Annotated in this window: 18 protein-coding genes; 16 read left to right on the top strand and 2 right to left on the bottom strand. The window is 50.0% G+C overall.

Annotated elements, in window-relative coordinates:
* The first annotated feature begins 267 nt into the window (after nucleotides 1-267).
* The 8 genes from tmk (at nucleotide 268) to LG219_RS12665 (ending at nucleotide 4,921) form a co-directional block, all read left to right on the top strand.
* A complete protein-coding gene (gene tmk, locus LG219_RS12700) occupies nucleotides 268-906 on the top strand; it encodes a dTMP kinase (RefSeq protein ID WP_226764850.1) in 639 nt (212 codons plus the stop codon).
* Nucleotides 899-1,936, top strand: a complete 1,038-nt coding sequence (holB, locus tag LG219_RS12695) for a DNA polymerase III subunit delta' (protein ID WP_226764856.1) — start codon at nucleotides 899-901, stop codon at nucleotides 1,934-1,936. The genes tmk and holB overlap by 8 nt, the downstream gene beginning before the upstream one ends.
* Nucleotides 1,933-2,301: a PilZ domain-containing protein gene (locus tag LG219_RS12690; RefSeq protein ID WP_221021382.1), complete on the top strand. Its 369-nt coding sequence runs from the start codon at nucleotides 1,933-1,935 to the stop codon at nucleotides 2,299-2,301. Before holB ends, LG219_RS12690 begins: the two co-directional genes overlap by 4 nt.
* 64 nt (nucleotides 2,302-2,365) lie before the next feature.
* Nucleotides 2,366-3,154: a TatD family hydrolase gene (locus LG219_RS12685; protein ID WP_226764855.1), complete on the top strand. Its 789-nt coding sequence runs from the start codon at nucleotides 2,366-2,368 to the stop codon at nucleotides 3,152-3,154.
* Nucleotides 3,151-3,927, top strand: coding sequence for an MBL fold metallo-hydrolase (locus LG219_RS12680; protein WP_226764849.1), 777 nt, complete (start codon nucleotides 3,151-3,153; stop codon nucleotides 3,925-3,927). Before LG219_RS12685 ends, LG219_RS12680 begins: the two co-directional genes overlap by 4 nt.
* Nucleotides 3,928-3,946: 19 nt before the next feature.
* Nucleotides 3,947-4,324 carry a DUF2237 family protein gene (locus tag LG219_RS12675; RefSeq protein ID WP_226764848.1) on the top strand — a complete coding sequence of 126 codons (378 nt, stop codon included), beginning with the start codon at nucleotides 3,947-3,949 and terminating at the stop codon, nucleotides 4,322-4,324.
* Nucleotides 4,325-4,353: 29 nt separating this feature from the next.
* Entirely contained in the window at nucleotides 4,354-4,608 is a 255-nt protein-coding gene (locus LG219_RS12670) for a TIGR03643 family protein (protein WP_226764847.1), read from the top strand.
* Between the two features lie 79 nt (nucleotides 4,609-4,687).
* The gene (locus LG219_RS12665; protein ID WP_226764846.1) at nucleotides 4,688-4,921 is read left to right on the top strand and encodes a TIGR02450 family Trp-rich protein; all 234 of its coding nucleotides are present in this window, start codon (nucleotides 4,688-4,690) and stop codon (nucleotides 4,919-4,921) included.
* A 164-nt stretch (nucleotides 4,922-5,085) separates the two neighbouring features.
* Here LG219_RS12665 and LG219_RS12660 read toward each other — a convergent pair whose 3' ends face one another.
* Nucleotides 5,086-5,889 carry a pseudouridine synthase gene (locus LG219_RS12660; protein WP_226764845.1) on the bottom strand — a complete coding sequence of 268 codons (804 nt, stop codon included), beginning with the start codon at nucleotides 5,887-5,889 and terminating at the stop codon, nucleotides 5,086-5,088.
* Between the two features lie 156 nt (nucleotides 5,890-6,045).
* On the opposite strand from LG219_RS12660, the gene LG219_RS12655 reads away from it, so the two are divergent.
* The 4 genes from LG219_RS12655 to LG219_RS12640 all read left to right on the top strand — a co-directional run bounded on the left by LG219_RS12655 (nucleotide 6,046) and on the right by LG219_RS12640 (nucleotide 10,101).
* A complete protein-coding gene (locus LG219_RS12655; RefSeq protein WP_226764844.1) occupies nucleotides 6,046-6,708 on the top strand; it encodes a response regulator in 663 nt (220 codons plus the stop codon).
* Nucleotides 6,684-8,021: an ATP-binding protein gene (locus tag LG219_RS12650; protein WP_226764843.1), complete on the top strand. Its 1,338-nt coding sequence runs from the start codon at nucleotides 6,684-6,686 to the stop codon at nucleotides 8,019-8,021. Before LG219_RS12655 ends, LG219_RS12650 begins: the two co-directional genes overlap by 25 nt.
* A gap of 123 nt (nucleotides 8,022-8,144) precedes the next feature.
* Nucleotides 8,145-8,621: a hypothetical protein gene (locus LG219_RS12645; RefSeq protein WP_226764842.1), complete on the top strand. Its 477-nt coding sequence runs from the start codon at nucleotides 8,145-8,147 to the stop codon at nucleotides 8,619-8,621.
* Between the two features lie 160 nt (nucleotides 8,622-8,781).
* Nucleotides 8,782-10,101, top strand: coding sequence for a hemolysin family protein (locus LG219_RS12640; RefSeq protein ID WP_226764841.1), 1,320 nt, complete (start codon nucleotides 8,782-8,784; stop codon nucleotides 10,099-10,101).
* A gap of 366 nt (nucleotides 10,102-10,467) precedes the next feature.
* Here the strand turns inward: LG219_RS12640 and rquA are convergent, their stop codons facing one another.
* Nucleotides 10,468-11,175 (bottom strand): rhodoquinone biosynthesis methyltransferase RquA, encoded by a 708-nt coding sequence (rquA, locus tag LG219_RS12635; RefSeq protein ID WP_226764840.1) that lies wholly within the window; start codon nucleotides 11,173-11,175, stop codon nucleotides 10,468-10,470.
* Between the two features lie 380 nt (nucleotides 11,176-11,555).
* Here rquA and LG219_RS12630 point away from each other — a divergent pair, with 380 nt between their 5' ends.
* From LG219_RS12630 to LG219_RS12615, 4 genes are all read left to right on the top strand, one after another.
* Entirely contained in the window at nucleotides 11,556-13,010 is a 1,455-nt protein-coding gene (locus LG219_RS12630) for an aminoacyl-histidine dipeptidase (RefSeq protein WP_226764839.1), read from the top strand.
* Nucleotides 13,011-13,045: 35 nt separating this feature from the next.
* On the top strand, nucleotides 13,046-15,424 hold the full coding sequence (locus LG219_RS12625; protein ID WP_226764838.1) for a PAS domain-containing sensor histidine kinase: 2,379 nt from the start codon (nucleotides 13,046-13,048) through the stop codon (nucleotides 15,422-15,424).
* Nucleotides 15,421-16,071, top strand: a complete 651-nt coding sequence (locus LG219_RS12620) for a response regulator transcription factor (RefSeq protein ID WP_226764837.1) — start codon at nucleotides 15,421-15,423, stop codon at nucleotides 16,069-16,071. Before LG219_RS12625 ends, LG219_RS12620 begins: the two co-directional genes overlap by 4 nt.
* Before the next feature lie 199 nt (nucleotides 16,072-16,270).
* Nucleotides 16,271-17,515, top strand: coding sequence for an ABC transporter substrate-binding protein (locus tag LG219_RS12615; protein WP_226764836.1), 1,245 nt, complete (start codon nucleotides 16,271-16,273; stop codon nucleotides 17,513-17,515).
* The last annotated feature ends 82 nt before the right edge of the window (nucleotides 17,516-17,597 follow it).

Here is a 17,597-nt window from a genome sequence, read left to right as displayed (position 1 = left end):
CAGCGCCGATGATAGTGCGGATTGCCCGTGTGAAAGTAGGTCATTGCCAGACTCCCCATACCAGAAAGCCCGATTCGAAAGAGTCGGGCTTTTTGCTGTTCGGCGGTTATGCGCTGGAGGGCTATCGTAGATACCTATATGCTGTATCCGATAGAAGCCTTTACCAGTAAATCTTCTGCTTGATATACCCCTTAGTACTTGAATTTGTTTATTGTCTTGTATGGTTTGTGCGACAATTCAGGGATTCTTTTTGTATTTGGTTGATTCATGACGAGCGCAAGTGTTGCACGAGGGCGGTTTATTTCGGTAGAGGGCATTGATGGTGCCGGTAAAAGCACGCATTTAGCGTGGCTTGCTGCTTGGTTGCTTAAGAAAGGCGTCGTATTACAACAATCAAGAGAGCCCGGCGGTACGAGTTTAGGTGAAAAACTCAGGACGTTGTTACTGAATGAGTCGATGTCTTTAGAAACCGAAGCTTTGTTGATGTTTGCCTCGCGAGCTCAGCATTTGACTGAGGTGATTGAGCCGGCATTAGCGCGCGGTGAATGGGTTTTATGTGATCGTTTTTCGGATGCGACATTTGCCTATCAATGCGGCGGCCGTGGCCTTGATCAAACTAAGTTTGCCCAGCTTGAAGCGTGGGTGCAAGCGCGCGAAGCGGGCTTGATCGAGCCGGATATGACGTTGATTTTTGATGTGCCACTTGAAGTGAGTCAGGCGCGCATGGCCAATGGCCGAGTGTTAGATCGATTTGAGCGTGAGCAACATGATTTTCATGCGCGTGTTCGTGCCGCTTATCTTGAACGTGCTCAGCAAAATCCGCAGCGGATTCGTGTCGTTGATGCCAATCGGCCGTTAGATGTGATTCAGGCCGAATTGGCGGAAATTTTTGCTGATTATGAATAAAACACCGACTTTATACCCGTGGTTACAGACCGCATGGCAAGAATTGCTACGCGAGCGAGAACGCTGGCCGCATGCTTTATTGCTGACGGGTGAGCCTGGTATTGGTAAGCGTGCTTTTGCGGTTTATCTCGCGCAATTTCTCCTTTGCGAAGACACACAAAAATCAACGCAACCTTGCGGTGTTTGCGATGGCTGCCGTTGGTTTTTAGCCGGCAATCATCCGGACTATCGGGTGTTGCAGCCGGAGGACGCAGAAGAAGAGCGCCCTGATGAGACTGAAAGCAAAAAAGCCAAGAAAAAATCAGAAGTGATTCGGGTTGAAGATGTACGTGCTTTGGCTGATTTTGTTAATCTCTCGGCGCATCGACGCAGTGTGCGGGTGACATTAGTCGTGCCGGCCGACACCATGAATGTGGCGGCAGCCAATGCCTTTTTAAAAACACTCGAAGAGCCGCCCGCTGGAGCGGTGTTTATTTTGGTAGCCGATCACTGGCGACGGTTATTGCCAACGATACGCAGTCGTTGCCGCGTTTTTCCTTTGTCGCTGCCTGATTCAGCAGTGGCGATGCAATGGCTCAACACACAGGGCATCGTTAATCCGGCATTGCACTTGGCGCATACTGGCGGAGCGCCGTTGGCGGCGATGGAGGATGCCGCAGCAGAATGGCTTGCCGTGCGACAAAGTTTTTTGACCCATATTGCTGAGCCGAGCACTTTGGATGTATTAAAACTGAGTGCGGAATTAGATAAAGCCAAATTAGATACCGATTTAGTGATTACATGGCTACAGAAGTGGATTTACGATCTGATTAGTTTGGGCTTGGCCGAGAAAATTCGTTATTATCCAGATTGGCAAGATGCATTAACCCGTCTTGCCCCACGAGCGCCGTTGTTGATGCAATACGTGAATCAACTCACTGATGCGCAAAAATTATCTCGTCATCCACTCAATCAGCGATTGGTGTTTGAAAATCTGCTGTTTGCCTATGTGGATGCCTTACGTGGGCCGTCTCGCCAAGGAAAAATATGAGCGAAGATCCAGTACGCGCAGCCGCCTCTCGTCCTGGCGTGCTGTCGCTAAATATTAAAGAAAAAGCCGCCTTATATGCGTCGTATATGCCGTTTATTAAAGGCGGTGGGATTTTTATCCCAACCAATAAGCTGTACAACTTAGGCGATGAAGTTTTTATGTTGTTGGCGCTGTTGGATGATCCGGCGCGGATTGCCGTTTCGGGCAATGTGGTTTGGCTTACACCGCCTGGCGCGCATAATAATCATCAGCAAGGGATTGGTGTGCAATTTTCCAGCAATGAAGCGGGTAATTTAGCACGGGTGAAAATTGAAAATTTACTCGGCGGTTATCTGCAATCAGGGCGGACAACGCACACGATGTAACTGTTTCAGTTATGATTCAAGCCGTGCCTTCAGGTGCGGCTTTTTTATTGAATGAAGAAAAATGATGAAGTTTGTTGATTCGCACTGCCATATTAATTTTGCTGATCTTGCGGCCAATATGCCGCAATTATTGGCCAATATGCAAGATTACGATGTGAGCCATGCGCTCTGTGTCGCTGTTAATTTACCTGAGCTGCCATCGGTACTGGCGCTGGCGCAGCAGCATGACAATATCTTTGCCTCGGTGGGCGTACACCCCGATTACGAAGACACGCCCGAGCCGACGGTGGCGCAATTGGTCGAGCTGGCGCAATCGCCCAAAGTGGTCGCCATTGGCGAAACAGGCTTGGATTATTTCCGGCTAACCGGTGATTTAGAATGGCAGCGTGAGCGTTTTCGCACGCATATTCGCGCGGCGCGAGAAGCGGGCTTACCGCTAATTATTCATACTCGTGCCTCGTCTGAGGACACCATTCGGATTTTGCGCGAAGAAAACGCGCAAGACGTTGGCGGTGTCATGCATTGCTTTACCGAAAGCTGGGAAGTAGCGCAACAAGCAATGGATTTAGGTTTTTATATTTCACTCTCAGGTATTGTGACGTTTAAAAAAGCCGAAGATTTAAAACAGCTGGCCCGGCTAATGCCGCTCGATCGCCTGCTGATCGAGACCGACTCGCCTTACCTAGCGCCAATGCCGCATCGCGGCAAACAAAATCAACCAGCTTGGGTGCGCTATGTTGCCGAGCATATTGCTGAATTAAAAGGCATTCCACTGAGTGAGGTTGCTGAGGCGACCACGCAAAATTTCTTTAAACTGTTTGCTCGTGCGCGCCAAGCGCACCATCCACAATGACCCGCCTTGCTGTAGAAAGCATTTTATTGGGCGTCGGCTCCAGTGGTGGCTCACCCGCCTTGGGGTGCAGCTGCCCAACGTGTATATCGACCGATCCGAAAAACACCCGCAGCCGCGCCTCGGCGGTGATTCGTGCCGGTGGGCAAACTTTTTTGATCGACACCGGGCCAGACCTGCGCAGCCAAGCTCTGCGTGAACAGATCTTGCACGTGGATGCGGTGCTGTATACGCATCCGCACGCTGATCACCTGAATGGTATCGACGATTTACGCGCTTTTTGCTGGTTACAAAAAGCCGCCTTGCCGGTGTATGGCAATCGTTTAATGCTCGGCCATATCCGTGAGCGCTTTCCGTATACGCTGTTTAAACCCAATGAATTTTGGGATAAACCGGTGCTCACCATTCACGAAGTCGATGCTGAGCCGTTTCAAGTTGGCGCGGTGACGGTGCAGCCAATACCGTTGATTCACGGCAAATGGCCCATTTTAGGCTGGCGGATTGGCAATGTTGCCTACCTGACCGATGTCTCAGAAATCCCGCCCGAGAGTGAAGCCTTGCTGCAGAATTTAGATTTATTGTTTTTGGATTGTTTGCGCCACAAAGCGCATCCAACGCATTTATCGGTAGAACAAGCACTGCAAGTCGCCGCTAAAGTAGCCGCTAAACGCACGGTGTTAATTCACATGACGCATGAATTGGAATATCACGCTTTAACTGCGACGTTACCTGCTGGCATTGAAGTGGGGTATGACGGTCAACGCATTACCATTTAAACCTTAGCGAGCAATACCCATGGATATCAATGTATTAGGTCAAGCACTCAAACCTTGTAGTTTTGTGCCTTTAACTGGATTTTTCCGTGATGGTTGTTGCCGAACTCATGAAACCGATATCGGTGAGCATATTGTTTGCGTGGTGCTCAGCAGCCCATTTTTAAGGTTTTCTCAACAGCGCGGCAATGATTTATCCACGCCACGGCCAGAATACGGCTTTGCGGGGCTCAAACCCGGTGATCAATGGTGTCTTTGCGCCGCCCGCTGGCTCGAAGCGCTCAAAGCCGGCGCCGCCCCGCAAATCGTTCTCGCCGCCACGCATGAAAACATTCTGGATTTGATTTCATTAGAGACCTTGGTGGCATATGCGTCGGATCGACCTACGTTTACTGCCTAAATGCGCTCATTTTTGATTGGGAACGAATAATGCCAATACAATACAGCCCTGCTGATTTATCCCGAATTATCGAAATGGCGTGGGAAGACCGTACGTCTTTTGAGGCGATTGAACAGCTGTATGGATTGAATCAGCATCAGCTGATTCGGCTGATGCGCTGCGAGTTGAAAGCCGGCAGCTTCCGGCTTTGGCGCGCCCGAACGAGTGGTCGAGCGACCAAGCATTTAGGGCTACGCTCACCTGAAGTTTCTCGCGCCTACGCGCCGTCTCAATATAAACGCTAATGCGAGTGATCGATCAAGCTGGCTTTGCAAGCCACTATTGTCAATGGTTAGCGCCAATTGAGAGAAACGGGAGTAAACCATGACTCAAGCAAAGCGCAGCTGGCACCCCAAAAAATTACTCAATACCAAATGGACCGCCGTTGAGCCGCAGCAACGCGAGAAGCATTTTCTCGTCGTTAAAGTCGAACTCGATCCGCTGGATGCGCAAAAAGTCGCGCAGGTCACGCTAGAAGCGGTGCTGAGTAAACGGCATTTCACTTTGCATTGGAGTGAGCTAGAAAATGAAACGCAATGGCGAGTCGGTTGGCTGTAACGCTGCTGTTAGGGATGAAAACTGCGCACAGAAAATCGGCATGATTGCTTGGTAGATGGGTGGGGTCCGGATTTTGGGCGATATCCATCAAGCGCAATTTGATGGCTATCACTGCGTTCAACCCATCTACGTCGGGTGAATATTTTCTGGCTTCTCGTGATCAATTAGCTTTTTAAACTCGCCACTTCCGCCGCACTCAATTCCCGCCATTCGCCTTTTGCCAATTCACCCAGCAGCAAGCCGCCAATCGCCACGCGCATCAATCGCAGCGTGTTGATTTGATTGGCTTCAAGCAGGCGGCGGATGTGGCGGTTTTTGCCTTCGTCGAGTACGACTTCCAGCCAAGCATTTTTTTCGCCGCTGCGTAATAGCGTCACGCGCTTGGCTTTGAGAGACGTACCGTCATTCATGATTACACCGGCTTGCATGGCGGCGATCAGCTCTGGTGTGGCAAGGCTATCGATTTGCACGTGGTAGATTTTATCCAAATGGCTGGCCGGATCCGTGAGGCGCGCCGCCCATTGGGTGTCGTTGGTAAACAGCAGCAAGCCTTCGCTGGCTTTATCCAGTCGCCCAACGGGGCCGATGTGTGGCAGCGTTGCACCCGGACTGTTTTTGAAGCAACTAAACACCGTGTCGCGGTTTTTCTCGTCTTGCGCGCTGGTAATCAAGCCGCGCGGTTTATTGAGCATTAAATAGACTTTCTGTTCGGCGGCAACACGTTGGCCGTTAACGCTCAGTTGATCGCGCTCGAGATCGACGCGGCGATTGATCTCCACGCACACCTTGCCATTCACGCTCACCGCGCTTTGTAAGACCAAGGCTTCGGCTTCGCTGCGCGAACAAAACCCGAGCTTGGATAAAGCTCTCGCTAGACTGGCTACTTGGGTATTGCCTTGCGGCGCTTTATTTTTGGAGCCTGCAGATAAATACGTCTTAGCTTTGGGTTTTGGTTTGGCGGGAATCATGGCGTCGATTTATAAAGCAATCGCCTATTTTAGCTGGAGTCAGTGTCAAATAGGGTTTCGTGTGCTGAGCGTCGCCTTACTCAGGTTGGAGAGCAAAATACGCGCTGACGGGTGTTCATCGTATACTGACTAGGGCCGGCGAAAAAGGATGCAAATATGAAAGTATTGCTAGTAGAAGATGATCCAATGATTGGCGCTGCGATTCAAATGGCATTGCAAGACGCCGCTTACGCCGTGGATTGGGCGCAAGACGGCGAAGCGGCAATGGCCGCTTTAGGCGTGCAAAGCTATGAGGTAATGCTGCTTGATGTTGGTTTGCCACGCTGTAATGGTTTGGCGGTATTGCGCTGGGCGCGACAAAATAATCATGCTTTGCCGGTCTTGTTGGTGACGGCGCGGGATGCGGTGAATGATCGAATCGCCGGCCTTGACTTGGGCGCGGACGATTATGTGGTTAAGCCATTTGAAATGGGCGAGCTGTTGGCACGAATGCGGGCCGTGGTGCGGCGCAAAGCGGGCAATGCCAGTCCGATTTTAAATAATGGCGTGTTATTTTTGGATCCAAGCTTGCGTGAAGTGCAGTGCGCCGATCAAACCGTGCGATTGTCAGCAAGGGAGTTTTCTTTATTGCAGGCATTATTGCTGCGCCCTGGGGCGATTTTGTCGCGAGAAGAATTAGAAAATCGGATTTATGGTTGGAATGAAGAAGTAGAAAGCAATGCGGTTGAATTTTTAATTCACAGCTTGCGTAAAAAACTCGGCGCGACCGCGATTAAAAACATTCGGGGAATGGGATGGATGGTTTCCAAAGCAAATTAACATCGTCGCTGCGCTTTCGCTTATCGCTTTGGCTCTCGCTGGCGATTATTCTGGTGGCGGTCGCTGCGGGATCGTTGTCTTTTTTTACGGCATTTAAAGAGGCCAAAGTGCTGCAAGATGATCAATTGCGGCAAGTGGCGGCCTTGGTCGACGAGCATGGCTTACCGGTTGAGCCACCTGATTTAAGTCGAGAAGACAAAGAGGCCGACCCTGATCTGAAGTTGATTATTCAAACTTTGGGCGATAGTGGCGCGGGCACCGGCGGCGAAAAAATCGCCTTGCCTGCCAAGTTGCTGCACGACGGCATTCAAACCATTGTGCTCAATGGTGAGCGTTGGCGGGTGTTTGTGCGGACTTTGCGCTCTGGCGAGCGTTTGGCGGTGGCGCAACAATCAGAAATCCGCGATCAAATCGCGACCGATAGTAGCTATCGAACCGTATTGCCCTTAGTGGTGTTAATTCCGATTTTGACCGCCTTGATTAGCATTATGGTCGGCGGCATGCTCAAGCCGATTACACGGCTCTCGCATGAAGTTGATAGCCGTGCCGAGCAAGATTTGCGGCCATTGGCAGCGCACCAGATTCCGGACGAGATCCGTCCTTTTGTCGCCTCCATTAATCGCTTATTAGAACGCGTTGCACAAGCGATGGATTTACAGCGGCGCTTTGTCGCCGATGCTGCGCATGAGCTTCGCTCGCCGCTGACTGCACTGTCGTTGCAGGCCCAAAATGTGATGGCGACTGAACTATCGAGCGAAACGCAAGCTCGCTTGATTCCTTTGCAGCAAGGGATTGATCGCGCCAAAAATCTACTTGAGCAATTGCTGGCTTTTGCACGTAGCCAAGCATTGGTTAAATCCGCGGTTACGCCGATTTTGTTATTGCCGATTGTGCGTGACTTACTCGAAGATATCGCGGTGCAAGCGCAAGCGAAAAACATTGATCTAGGCGCTACAGTCGAGGAGGGCTTAAGTGTATTGGCTCATGATTTAGAAATTCGCACTTTATTGCGTAATTTATTGGATAACGCCGTGCGCTATACCCCGCAAGGCGGCGTAGTTGATCTGTGTGCGAATGCTGTCGCCGGATCGCTCTGTATTGAAATCACCGATAGTGGGCCGGGGATTGTCGATGCGGAAAAAACGCATGTTTTTGAACCATTTCACCGTATTTTGGGACAAGAAGCAGAAGGTAGCGGTTTGGGACTGGCGATTGTGAAAAATACGATTGCGCGTTTGCAGGGCGATATTGAACTCTTGGATGCCATTCATGGCACTGGGCTGGTCGTTAAAGTGCGTTTACCGCGCGTTTAAATTCGGCATACATTTGGTTACATCTTGGTTTGTAGGGCTAAGTATTCACTAAGTTTACAAATTTATAGTGCGAGCTAACACGAAGTTCGTGTTTCCTAACTCTGTTTTGACAAGGTGATGACCATGAAAAAAATTCTTGCTCTTGTAGTTGCTAGCGCTTTTGCATTGACTGCGGCATCTGGCTTTGCTGCTGATGTTGCACCAGCTAAACACCACGCAACAAAACACCATACACAAGCAAAAAAAGTAAAACCAGCCGCAGTTCAAGATCAAAAAGCCCAAGCTAAAAAAGCATCGCACGTTGCTTCAGCAGCACAAAAAGCCCAAGCTAAAAAAGCATCGCATGTTGCTTCAGCAGCACAAAAAGCCCAAGCTAAAAAAGCATCGCACGTTGCTTCAGCAGCACAAAAAGCCCAAGCTAAAAAAGCATCGCATGTTGCTTCAGCAGCGCAAAAAGCCCAAGCTAAAAAAGCATCACACGTCGCTTCAGCAGCGCAAAAAGCCCAAGCTAAAAAAGCATCGCATGTTGCTTCAGCAGCACAAAAAGCCCAAGCCAAAAAAGCATCACACGCAGCTTCTAAAACTGCAGTCAAAAAATAATTTGTTTCTGGCAGTGCAGGATCAATCAAAAAGAGCGCTTATGCGCTCTTTTTGCCGTATTCGTGGTCTTTTTGAGGCTTTGCTGAAGATTTGTCCCAGCAATGGGAAGGTAGCGCTTAAAATAAACAGCTGATCGTTCTGGACGGGCTTGGCCCGCATTATGGAAAATTTCTTTTTAAGCCTTATCGCTTTAGCGCTGGTGCTGCTCAATGGCTTTTTTGTCGCTGCCGAATTTGGCTTGGTTAAATTACGGGCGACTCGCGCTAAGGGTTTAGCCAAAATCTATGGTTGGCGCGGGCGAATTCTCGCCAAAGTGCATAGTCAGCTGGACGCCTATTTATCGGCTTGCCAGCTCGGTATTACCTTGGCATCGCTCGGTTTGGGCTGGATTGGTGAACCGGCATTCTCTCGCTTACTTGAGCCGGTCTTTATGGTCTTGGGCGTTGAATCGGCGGCTTTGATTCATAGCGTCTCGTTCTTTTTTGCCTTCACCTTAATTTCATTTTTGCATATCGTCGTTGGCGAGTTAGCGCCCAAATCATTGGCGATTCGCCGCCCTGAAGTCGTGGCGCTGTGGACTTCTGTCCCCTTGTATTTCTTTTATTGGTTAATGTATCCGGCAATTTGGTTGCTCAATCACAGCGCCAATGGCTTGTTACGCCGATTGGGCTTGGATGGGCATTCCGGTCATGAAAGCCATTATTCTGCCGATGAGTTGAAAATGATTTTGCGTGGTAATGGCGATAGTAGTAATAGCCGCGAAGAATGGAATGTCGTTGAGCAGTCATTGGATTTTGGCAAGCTCAAAGTCGCCGATTTGATGCGACCTTTTCATGAGGCAGCGGTGCTGCATAGCAATGTATCGCTGGCCGAAAATTTACAAGTCATCGCCACGCAACGCTTTAGCCGCTATCCATTTGTGAATGAAGACGGCGAAGTGCTGGGGATTATTCATTTAAAAAACCTATTTTTGGCCGAATTACGCCACGCCGACGTGTCCGATTTAAGCGATTACGTGCGCCCAGTTGAACAAGTCACGCCAGAAACGCCGGTGCTTGAGCTATTTCGTCGCTTTCGTGAAGGCGCACCGCATTTTGCCATCGTCGCCTACGCCGACGAAGCGCAACCGATGGGCTTTGTTACGTTGGATAATTTGATGGCCGCTCTGGTCGGCGAAATCCGTGATGAATTTCGGCAATCGCGCAATGACTGGTTAGAGCAAGACGACGGCGCGCTGTTGGGCAAAGGCAGTTTATCGCTGTATTCACTGGGCCGAATGCTGGGCAAAGACATCGATCACCCCGAAGCCGAAACCGTTGGCGGCCTGATTCAATGGAAACTCGGCAATCTACCCACCGAAGGCGAACGTATCGAATTTGATGGCTTTACCATCGTCGTCAAAAAAATGAACGGCCCACGGATTGTGTTGGTGAAAGTGATGCCAGCAGCAAAAGAAGAGGGAAGTGCCGGCGATCATTGATGGGTATTGCTCTATAGCCCTTGTTGATCAATAGCTGCAGCTGAATACATCACATGGGCGGGTTAGCCTTTAGGCGTAACCCGGCGTTTTTCCGCTAGCAGCGAGTAGGGCGCACTCAAAGCGCAGCGTAGTGCGCCGTATGATGGATATAAAACCGCTCGGATGTTCATCCGGTGGTGTTGTTTTTAATGGCGGCTGCGCTGAGGTTTTGAGGAAAGGTTGGTGAGCGGACGGGCGGTGACTTTTGGATTGACGCGGCAGCGGCTCAATCGCGAGCATACTACCCCAGTCCCCAGTCCCCAGTCCCCAGTCCCCAGTCCCCAGTCCCCAGTCCCCAGTCCCCAGTCCCCAGTCCCCAGTCCCCGTTTACTTCGCGTGCTCCACCACCACGCACTGATACACCCCACCAAAAATCGTCCGTTTTTTCCACGTGTATTGGTCGGCGTCACTGGCGTAGTGCTGAATTTCGTTGTCCCATAAGGCATTGGCAAACGGTTCGAGCAGGTGGTTGACGAGTTTGAGGATGTAGCGAATCGGTTGCCATTTTTTGGGGTTGTGATAATCGACAAAAATGGCTTTGCCGCCAACTGGCAATTGAGCCAGCATATGATTGACGATTTCGTATTTTTTGTCGTCGGGTACTTCGTGCAATAAGAAAAAACTACAGATCAGTTGATAGTCGCCGCCGATGCCAGTAAAGCCTGCCGCATCGCTGCGAATGACTTTGGCCCAATCTAGGTCTTTTAGTTTTTCGCTGCCATGTTCAATTTGGATCGGCGTGATATCGGTTAAATGAAAGGCGCCGGCGGGGCCAACGCGTTGCGCGGCGCGGCGGACTAAATCGCCATAGACATGGGCTAATTGCCAAACGCGCATGCCCGGTTGGATTTCGTCCAGATAGCATTTCATCAGTCGTTGATCGTTTAAAAACAGCAAAACGCGCACCACGATATTGCGATCAAGGACTTTCACCCATTTGGGGTCAACATAGGCCCAGTCGTACACTTCGGTCATGTATTTGGGCACGCCGTCGTAATAGGGATCAGTGGTCAGTTTGGGGTGATTTTGGGTCATGGCGGCAATTCCTTAGGCGACGGATCTCTAGATCAACGTGCTCTAGACTAAGACAAAAGAGGTAGATGGAATTTGCTTTAAACCAAATTCATTATGAATAGGCGATAAGAATAATTGCTTTTGCTGTTGGTAATACTGGGGTTTTATTTTTATTTTTTTAGGATTTATTTTTATTGATTTATAGGGTATCTCAATCTAGCGCTTGAATTTGTTGGTCTTTATTCAAATACATCGGTATAAAATTTTGATGTGTCGCGATGTTTTGGTTTGTGCGGGTTGGTGCTCGGTGTGAAAAATACCTATTCAGCTAAAATGCTGCAGCTGAAATTGGCGAATTCCCGTAGATTGTCGCCCTAGTTGAATGTTGTTTGAGGCTTTGCATGATTTGTAAAAACGTTGAACCGAGCTTGTTGTGGCAGCACTTTGCCGTGTTGTGTGCTTATCCGCGACCATCGCATCATGAGGCGGCGTTGCGAGCGCACATTCAAGCTTGGGCCGCGCAATTGGGCTTAAGTCATGAGCTCGATGCCGTTGGTAATTTACTGATTCGCAAGCCCGCGACGCCGGGGATGGAAAATCGTCTGGGCGTGGTGTTGCAAGGGCATTTGGATATGGTGGCGTTAAAAAACGAAGCCGTAACGCATGATTTTTTGCGTGACCCAATTAAAACCTATATTGCCGATGGTTGGATGCATGCCGAGGGGACGACACTCGGGGCTGACAACGGGATTGGGGTGGCTGCGGCGTTAGCGGTGTTGGAAAGTCAAGATCTGGCTCATGGCCCGCTTGAGGTGTTGCTGACTATCGACGAAGAGTCGGGCATGAGCGGCGCGAAGGGCTTGCAGCCCAATTGCTTGCAAGGGCAGTTGCTGTTTAATTTAGATACTGAAGATTGGGGCGAGTTGTACGTTGGCTGTGCCGGTGGCATTGATATCAGTGTCGGGCAAACTTTACATCCTGAGCCGATGCCTGCAGGTTGGGTGGTGCGTGATCTGGCGTTAACCGGTTTGAAGGGCGGGCATTCTGGGGTTGATATTCATCTTGAGCGGGGTAATGCCATCAAGCTCATGTCTCGTCTGTTGTTCCAAGCAATACCCCTATTTGATTTACGCTTGGTGAGTTTGCGTGGCGGCTCATTACGCAATGCTTTACCGCGTGAAGCGTTTGCGCGGATTGCAATTCCGGCGTGTGATGCGGCGAATTTTGCGGCGTTTGCTGCGCAATGCTTGGCCGAATGGCAGCAAGAGTTACAAGCCGTTGAAAGCGATATTGCACTGCAGGTGGTTGATGGACAGGCCGAGCAGGTGCTCAGTCATGCAGATAGTGCCAAGGTGGTGAATTTATTGATGGGCTTACCGCATGGCATTCGTCGCTGGAGTAACGAGGTGGCGGGCGTGGTGGAAAGCTCGAATAATTTGGGGGTGGTGCAGTTTGATGGCCGGCGTTTTGATGCTGTGTTAATGGTGCGCTCTTTAACTGAAACAGGGATTACCGAATTGGTTCAAACCATTCGGGCGATTGCGCGCTTAGGTGGATTTGCGGTGGAAAGTAGCGGCGCTTATCCAGGCTGGGCGCCCAATCTGCAATCGCGGGCTTTAACGGTGCTGCAACAGACCTATCAAGCGCTGTATGGCGCAGCGCCCAAAGTGAAGGTGATTCATGCTGGTTTGGAATGCGGTTTGATTGGTAAAGCGTATCCGGCATTAGATATGGTGTCATTTGGGCCGACAATTCGCGGCGCGCATTCTCCGGATGAGCGCGTTGAGATGGCCTCGGTGACGCAATTTTGGGCTTTACTGACCGCCAGTTTGGCGGCGGTGCCAGTGGCAAATTAACGCCGATGTGGTGATTGAGACGCAAAACCCTGCAAATGAAGCAGGGTTTTTGTTTTTCTGCGGCATGGGTATTACTGTATGGGGAATCGAACCCAGTTCATCGTATCCTCTCCCCTATGAAAAAATGGCCTAATTTAAGCAGTTGGCAACGTAATTGGCCGTGGGCCTTGGCGTATTTGGCGATTGCATCGTTGCTGACCGCTGTCTTGGTTTACGCTTGGCAAGATTATCGCAATGAGCTGTTCGCCCGTGAGGCGACTATGGCGCAAGACATGCTGTGGCAAGAGCAAGAAATCCGCGGCCGCTTGCAAAGCAATCAAAATATTTTAGAAAATCTGGCGTATGGCTTGGCATCGGACAGCATGCAGCAGCTGGATTTTCAACGTCGCGCCGAGGCGCTGATGAAGTCCAATCCAGAAATTGTCAATATTGAGTGGGTGAATGCCAAAGGCCAGCGGGGTGATGGCTTTCCCAATTTTGAGCGCCGTCCCGAGAGTTTGGTGGCTTTAAATGATTCTTTACTCACCGAAGTGATTGATGGTGCGGCCACCTTGGGTTACCCGATGGTGAGTAATGTGATTTGGCGTAATTCACCGCAAATGGTCCATGTGGTACCGTTTTTTCATCAAACGGAATATCAGGGCGCGGTGCTGGCGGTTTACGATTTGTCGATTTTATTATTGCAGCGCGTGCCGTGGTGGATGGTGCAGCGCTATCAATTGCAACTGGTCGATAGTAACAACCAAGTGATTGCGCCCAATCGCTATCACGCGCGATTAAGCGGTAAGGATATTCGTGAAGTGCCATTTGGCGGGGCGAGCCAGCAGAGCTTACGTTTATTGGCTAGATCTGTTGATCCGGTGGCCAAGCAGTCTAATTTTTGGTTGATTGGCTTAATTACGGCGCTGTTATTGTTGCTGTTGTGGGCGCTGAAAATGCTGCGTTTACGGATGCGTGAAAGGCAATATGCCGAGTATGCGCTGCGCGATGAGATCTTATTTCGCTCGGCGATGGAAACCTCGCTAGTCACTGGCTTACGTGCGATGGATACAGAGGGCAAGCTGAGCTATGTGAATCGGGCATTTGCCAATATGGTGGGCTGGACTGAGGCGGAATTAATTGGCGCTAAGCCGCCGATGGTGTTTTGGCCTCCTGAATGTTTGGACGCATGTGCCAATGCCTATCAGGCGATTTTGCGGGGGGAATGTCCGGCCAATGGTTTTGAATTGCGCTTTATGCGTAATGATGGCGAGCGCTTTGATGTGCGTTTGTATTCTTCGAAATTAGTCGATAGTCACGGCGTTCATCGTGGCTGGATGGCGTCCATGTATGACGTGACAGAGCTCAAGCAAGAGCGTGAAGCGCTCGCTAGCTCGCGTCAGCAATTGCGAACGGTATTGGCTGGGCTGGAGGTGGCCGTGTCGGTCACTGATATTGAAACCGGTGTCTTGTTGTATCGCAATCGGCATCACAGCAAGACGTTTGCAATCCCTAAAGAGGCCGAGGCGTATTGTTTGATGCGCTGGCCCACCGATTTAGCGGCGCACGATGGGGTCTTTGAACGCGTTGATATGCACACTGGGCGGACTTATCAAATTGAGCAGCGTGAGGTCGATTGGGTGAATAATCGCAGCGCCATTCTGGAAATCTGTACCGATATTACGGCAAGGCAACAAGCGCAAGAGGCCGCACGCACGCGCAATGATCAATTGCAACACACGGCCCGGCTGGTCAATATGGGCGAATTGGCGTCGAGCTTAGCGCATGAACTGAATCAACCATTGGCAGCGATTGCCAGCTATAGCGCGGCGTGTGAGACCATGTTGTATAAGAAAGATCCTCCGCTGGGTAAAGTGCAAGAAACATTAGTCAAAATGACGGCACAAGCGCGCCGAGCTGGGCAGATTATTCGGGGCATTCGGCAGTTTGTGGTCAAACGGGCACCGACGCGAGAACTGTGCAAGTTAAATGATTTAGTCAGTGTGCCGGTGCAATTATTAGGGCCGATGGTGCAAAAAATGAAGGCACGCATTGTGCTCGATATTCCGAGTGATTTACCCAGCCTGAATGGGGACCCGGTGATGCTGGAGCAAGTGCTGCTTAATTTGATTAAAAATGGGCTCGAATCAATGAGTGATACGCCGATTAGCGAGCGGCAAATTATCGTCAGTGCGAGCTTTAGCGCCGATACCTTAAAGGTGACGGTCGCTGACCGAGGGAGCGGCTTGGCCGATCCAGCTCAATTATTTCAACCGTTCTATAGTACCAAGTCCGAAGGGATGGGCATGGGCTTGAATATTTGCCGCTCAGTGATTGAGCAACATCGCGGTCATTTGTGGGCCGAACCTAATCCCGGTGGTGGAACTCGAATGCGGTTTCGCCTGCCTTTTAATGTGAGTGAGGAAATATCATGAAGCCTGTTTTGACAAGCAAAGCGGCAATTCGAACCGTGGCGGTGATTGATGATGATGAAGCAGTACGTGATTCATTGGCGTTGTTGCTAGAAACGCACGATTGCCCTGTCGTAACGTATGCGTCGGCCGAAGCTTTTTTGGATGAGGGCGATGCCAGCCGTTTTGCTTGCTTGATTGTCGATGTGCGTATGGACGGCATGAGCGGCCTTGAGCTGTTTGCCGAGCTGCGCGAAGGCAGTTATTTGCCGCCCGTGATTTTTTTAACGGGGCATGGTGATGTGCCAATGGCGGTGAATGCACTCAAAGATGGCGCGAGTGATTTCATGGAAAAACCCTGTGATCAAGACTTATTGCTGACCCGCGTACAAGCCTGTTTGAGTGAAGATCAGCAGCGCCGAGGCAATGCACAGCACCAACAAAAAGTGGTGGAATTGCTGGCCGATTTAACGCCGCGCGAGCGCGAAGTACTGCAAGAGATCTTATTGGGTAAGCTCAATAAACAAATTGCCGATCGATTGGATATCAGTACCAAAACGGTTGAGGTGCATCGGGCTCGCATTTTCACCAAAATGCATGTGCATTCGGCGATGGAATTGGCCGCCATGCTCAAAGAAGTGCCTGCGAGTGATTGGTTTGTTAAGATGTAAAAGATACGTGTCAGAAAACAATGCCGTTCATGTGTTTGGTGGACGGCATTTTTTACGTCTGAATGTAAGGTATTCACCCTAGGTTGAATACCTGTCCGGTGATCACCTGATTTTACTCAATATGTAGTTACTATATTCTGACTACAACCGAAGGCAGGGCTGCACTCGGCAAAATTAAAATCATCTGGAGATTACGATAATGCGTCTTACCAAGTTGGGTTTGTTGGTCGCGGGAATGGGCGTTGCATTCGCAGCACAGGCTGTTGAAGTCGAAGTCTTGCATTATTGGACTTCAGGCGGTGAAGCCAAGTCTGTGGCTGAATTAAAAAAAATGATGGAAGCCAAAGGTTACACTTGGAAAGATTTTGCCGTGGCCGGTGGCGGCGGTGAAAACGCCATGACGGCGCTCAAAACGCGCGTGGTCTCTGGCAATCCACCAGCGGCAGCGCAAATTAAAGGACCTTCGATTCAAGAGTGGGGCGCTGAAGGCGTGCTCGCTTCAATTGATGACGTGGCGAAAAAAGGCGGCTGGGATAAATTATTGCCTCCCGTGGTCTCTAGCGTTGTGAAATACAAAGGTCAATACGTTGCTGCCCCTGTGAATGTGCATCGGGTGAATTGGTTATGGGTGAACCCCGAGCTACTCAAAAAAGCCAATGCCAAAGTGCCAACGACTTGGGATGAGTTTTTTGTCACCGCTGCGGCATTACAAAAAATTGGCGTGCAACCCGTGGCGTATGGTGGCCAACCGTGGCAAGACAGTACCGTATTTGAAACCGTTGCTTTGGGCGTCGGCGGGGCTGATTTTTATAAAAAAGCGTTTGTGCAACTTGATCAAGGCACTTTAAGTGGCCCAACGATGATTAAGGCCTTGGAAACGTATAAAAAAATCAAACCATTTACCGATAAAAATAGCTCTGGCCGTGAGTGGAATTTAGCCACCAGCATGGTGATTAATGGCAAAGCCGGTATGCAGTTTATGGGCGACTGGGCTAAGGGCGAGTTTATGGCGGCCGGTAAAGTACCGGGCAAAGACTTCCTGTGCGTAGCCGCACCGGGTACTGCCAATGCGTATACCTTTAATATTGATAGTTTTGCGATGTTTAAATTGAAAAACAAAGAGGCTGAAAAAGGCCAGCAAGCTTTAGCGGCCACGTTGATGAGCCCAGAATTTCAAGAGCTATTTAATTTAAACAAAGGCTCAATTCCCGCTCGATTGGGCGTGAATATGAGTAAGTTTGATCTGTGTGGTCAAAAGTCGGCTGAAGACTTCAAAATGGCATCGACTAAAGGCACTTTGATCCCATCGTGGGCGCATGGCATGGCGATGAAATCGGCGACGCAAGGCGCCATGTTTGATGTGGTTACGCAGTTCTGGAACGACGATAAAATGAGCGCGAAAGACGCCGCAGTCAAAATCGCTAAAGCAGCGAAAACAATGTAATTTCCTCTAGGGTATATGGATGAATGCATTTAAATAAAATAGCCCCATTCATATACCCATCTATTTATCTTTGCTTTTGCGG

Source organism: Deefgea salmonis (genome assembly GCF_020531905.1).
Taxonomy (GTDB): domain Bacteria; phylum Pseudomonadota; class Gammaproteobacteria; order Burkholderiales; family Chitinibacteraceae; genus Deefgea; species Deefgea salmonis.
The sequence above is the reverse complement of the archived record's forward strand: the minus strand, read 5'-3'. Positions and strand labels throughout refer to the sequence as shown.

What these genes read in the sequence shown, in the direction of transcription:
- LG219_RS12670 (WP_226764847.1), top strand. Translation starts at nt 4,354, where the DNA reads ATGCCAATACAATACAGCCCTGCTGATTTATCCCGAATTATCGAAATG.
- LG219_RS12665 (WP_226764846.1), top strand. Translation starts at nt 4,688, where the DNA reads ATGACTCAAGCAAAGCGCAGCTGGCACCCCAAAAAATTACTCAATACC.
- LG219_RS12660 (WP_226764845.1), bottom strand. Translation starts at nt 5,889, where the DNA reads ATGATTCCCGCCAAACCAAAACCCAAAGCTAAGACGTATTTATCTGCA.
- LG219_RS12630 (WP_226764839.1), top strand. Translation starts at nt 11,556, where the DNA reads ATGATTTGTAAAAACGTTGAACCGAGCTTGTTGTGGCAGCACTTTGCC.
- LG219_RS12690 (WP_221021382.1), top strand. Translation starts at nt 1,933, where the DNA reads ATGAGCGAAGATCCAGTACGCGCAGCCGCCTCTCGTCCTGGCGTGCTG.
- tmk (WP_226764850.1), top strand. Translation starts at nt 268, where the DNA reads ATGACGAGCGCAAGTGTTGCACGAGGGCGGTTTATTTCGGTAGAGGGC.
- LG219_RS12680 (WP_226764849.1), top strand. Translation starts at nt 3,151, where the DNA reads ATGACCCGCCTTGCTGTAGAAAGCATTTTATTGGGCGTCGGCTCCAGT.
- LG219_RS12685 (WP_226764855.1), top strand. Translation starts at nt 2,366, where the DNA reads ATGAAGTTTGTTGATTCGCACTGCCATATTAATTTTGCTGATCTTGCG.
- LG219_RS12640 (WP_226764841.1), top strand. Translation starts at nt 8,782, where the DNA reads ATGGAAAATTTCTTTTTAAGCCTTATCGCTTTAGCGCTGGTGCTGCTC.
- LG219_RS12655 (WP_226764844.1), top strand. Translation starts at nt 6,046, where the DNA reads ATGAAAGTATTGCTAGTAGAAGATGATCCAATGATTGGCGCTGCGATT.
- LG219_RS12650 (WP_226764843.1), top strand. Translation starts at nt 6,684, where the DNA reads ATGGATGGTTTCCAAAGCAAATTAACATCGTCGCTGCGCTTTCGCTTA.
- LG219_RS12645 (WP_226764842.1), top strand. Translation starts at nt 8,145, where the DNA reads ATGAAAAAAATTCTTGCTCTTGTAGTTGCTAGCGCTTTTGCATTGACT.
- holB (WP_226764856.1), top strand. Translation starts at nt 899, where the DNA reads ATGAATAAAACACCGACTTTATACCCGTGGTTACAGACCGCATGGCAA.
- LG219_RS12675 (WP_226764848.1), top strand. Translation starts at nt 3,947, where the DNA reads ATGGATATCAATGTATTAGGTCAAGCACTCAAACCTTGTAGTTTTGTG.
- LG219_RS12620 (WP_226764837.1), top strand. Translation starts at nt 15,421, where the DNA reads ATGAAGCCTGTTTTGACAAGCAAAGCGGCAATTCGAACCGTGGCGGTG.
- LG219_RS12615 (WP_226764836.1), top strand. Translation starts at nt 16,271, where the DNA reads ATGCGTCTTACCAAGTTGGGTTTGTTGGTCGCGGGAATGGGCGTTGCA.
- LG219_RS12625 (WP_226764838.1), top strand. Translation starts at nt 13,046, where the DNA reads ATGAAGCAGGGTTTTTGTTTTTCTGCGGCATGGGTATTACTGTATGGG.
- rquA (WP_226764840.1), bottom strand. Translation starts at nt 11,175, where the DNA reads ATGACCCAAAATCACCCCAAACTGACCACTGATCCCTATTACGACGGC.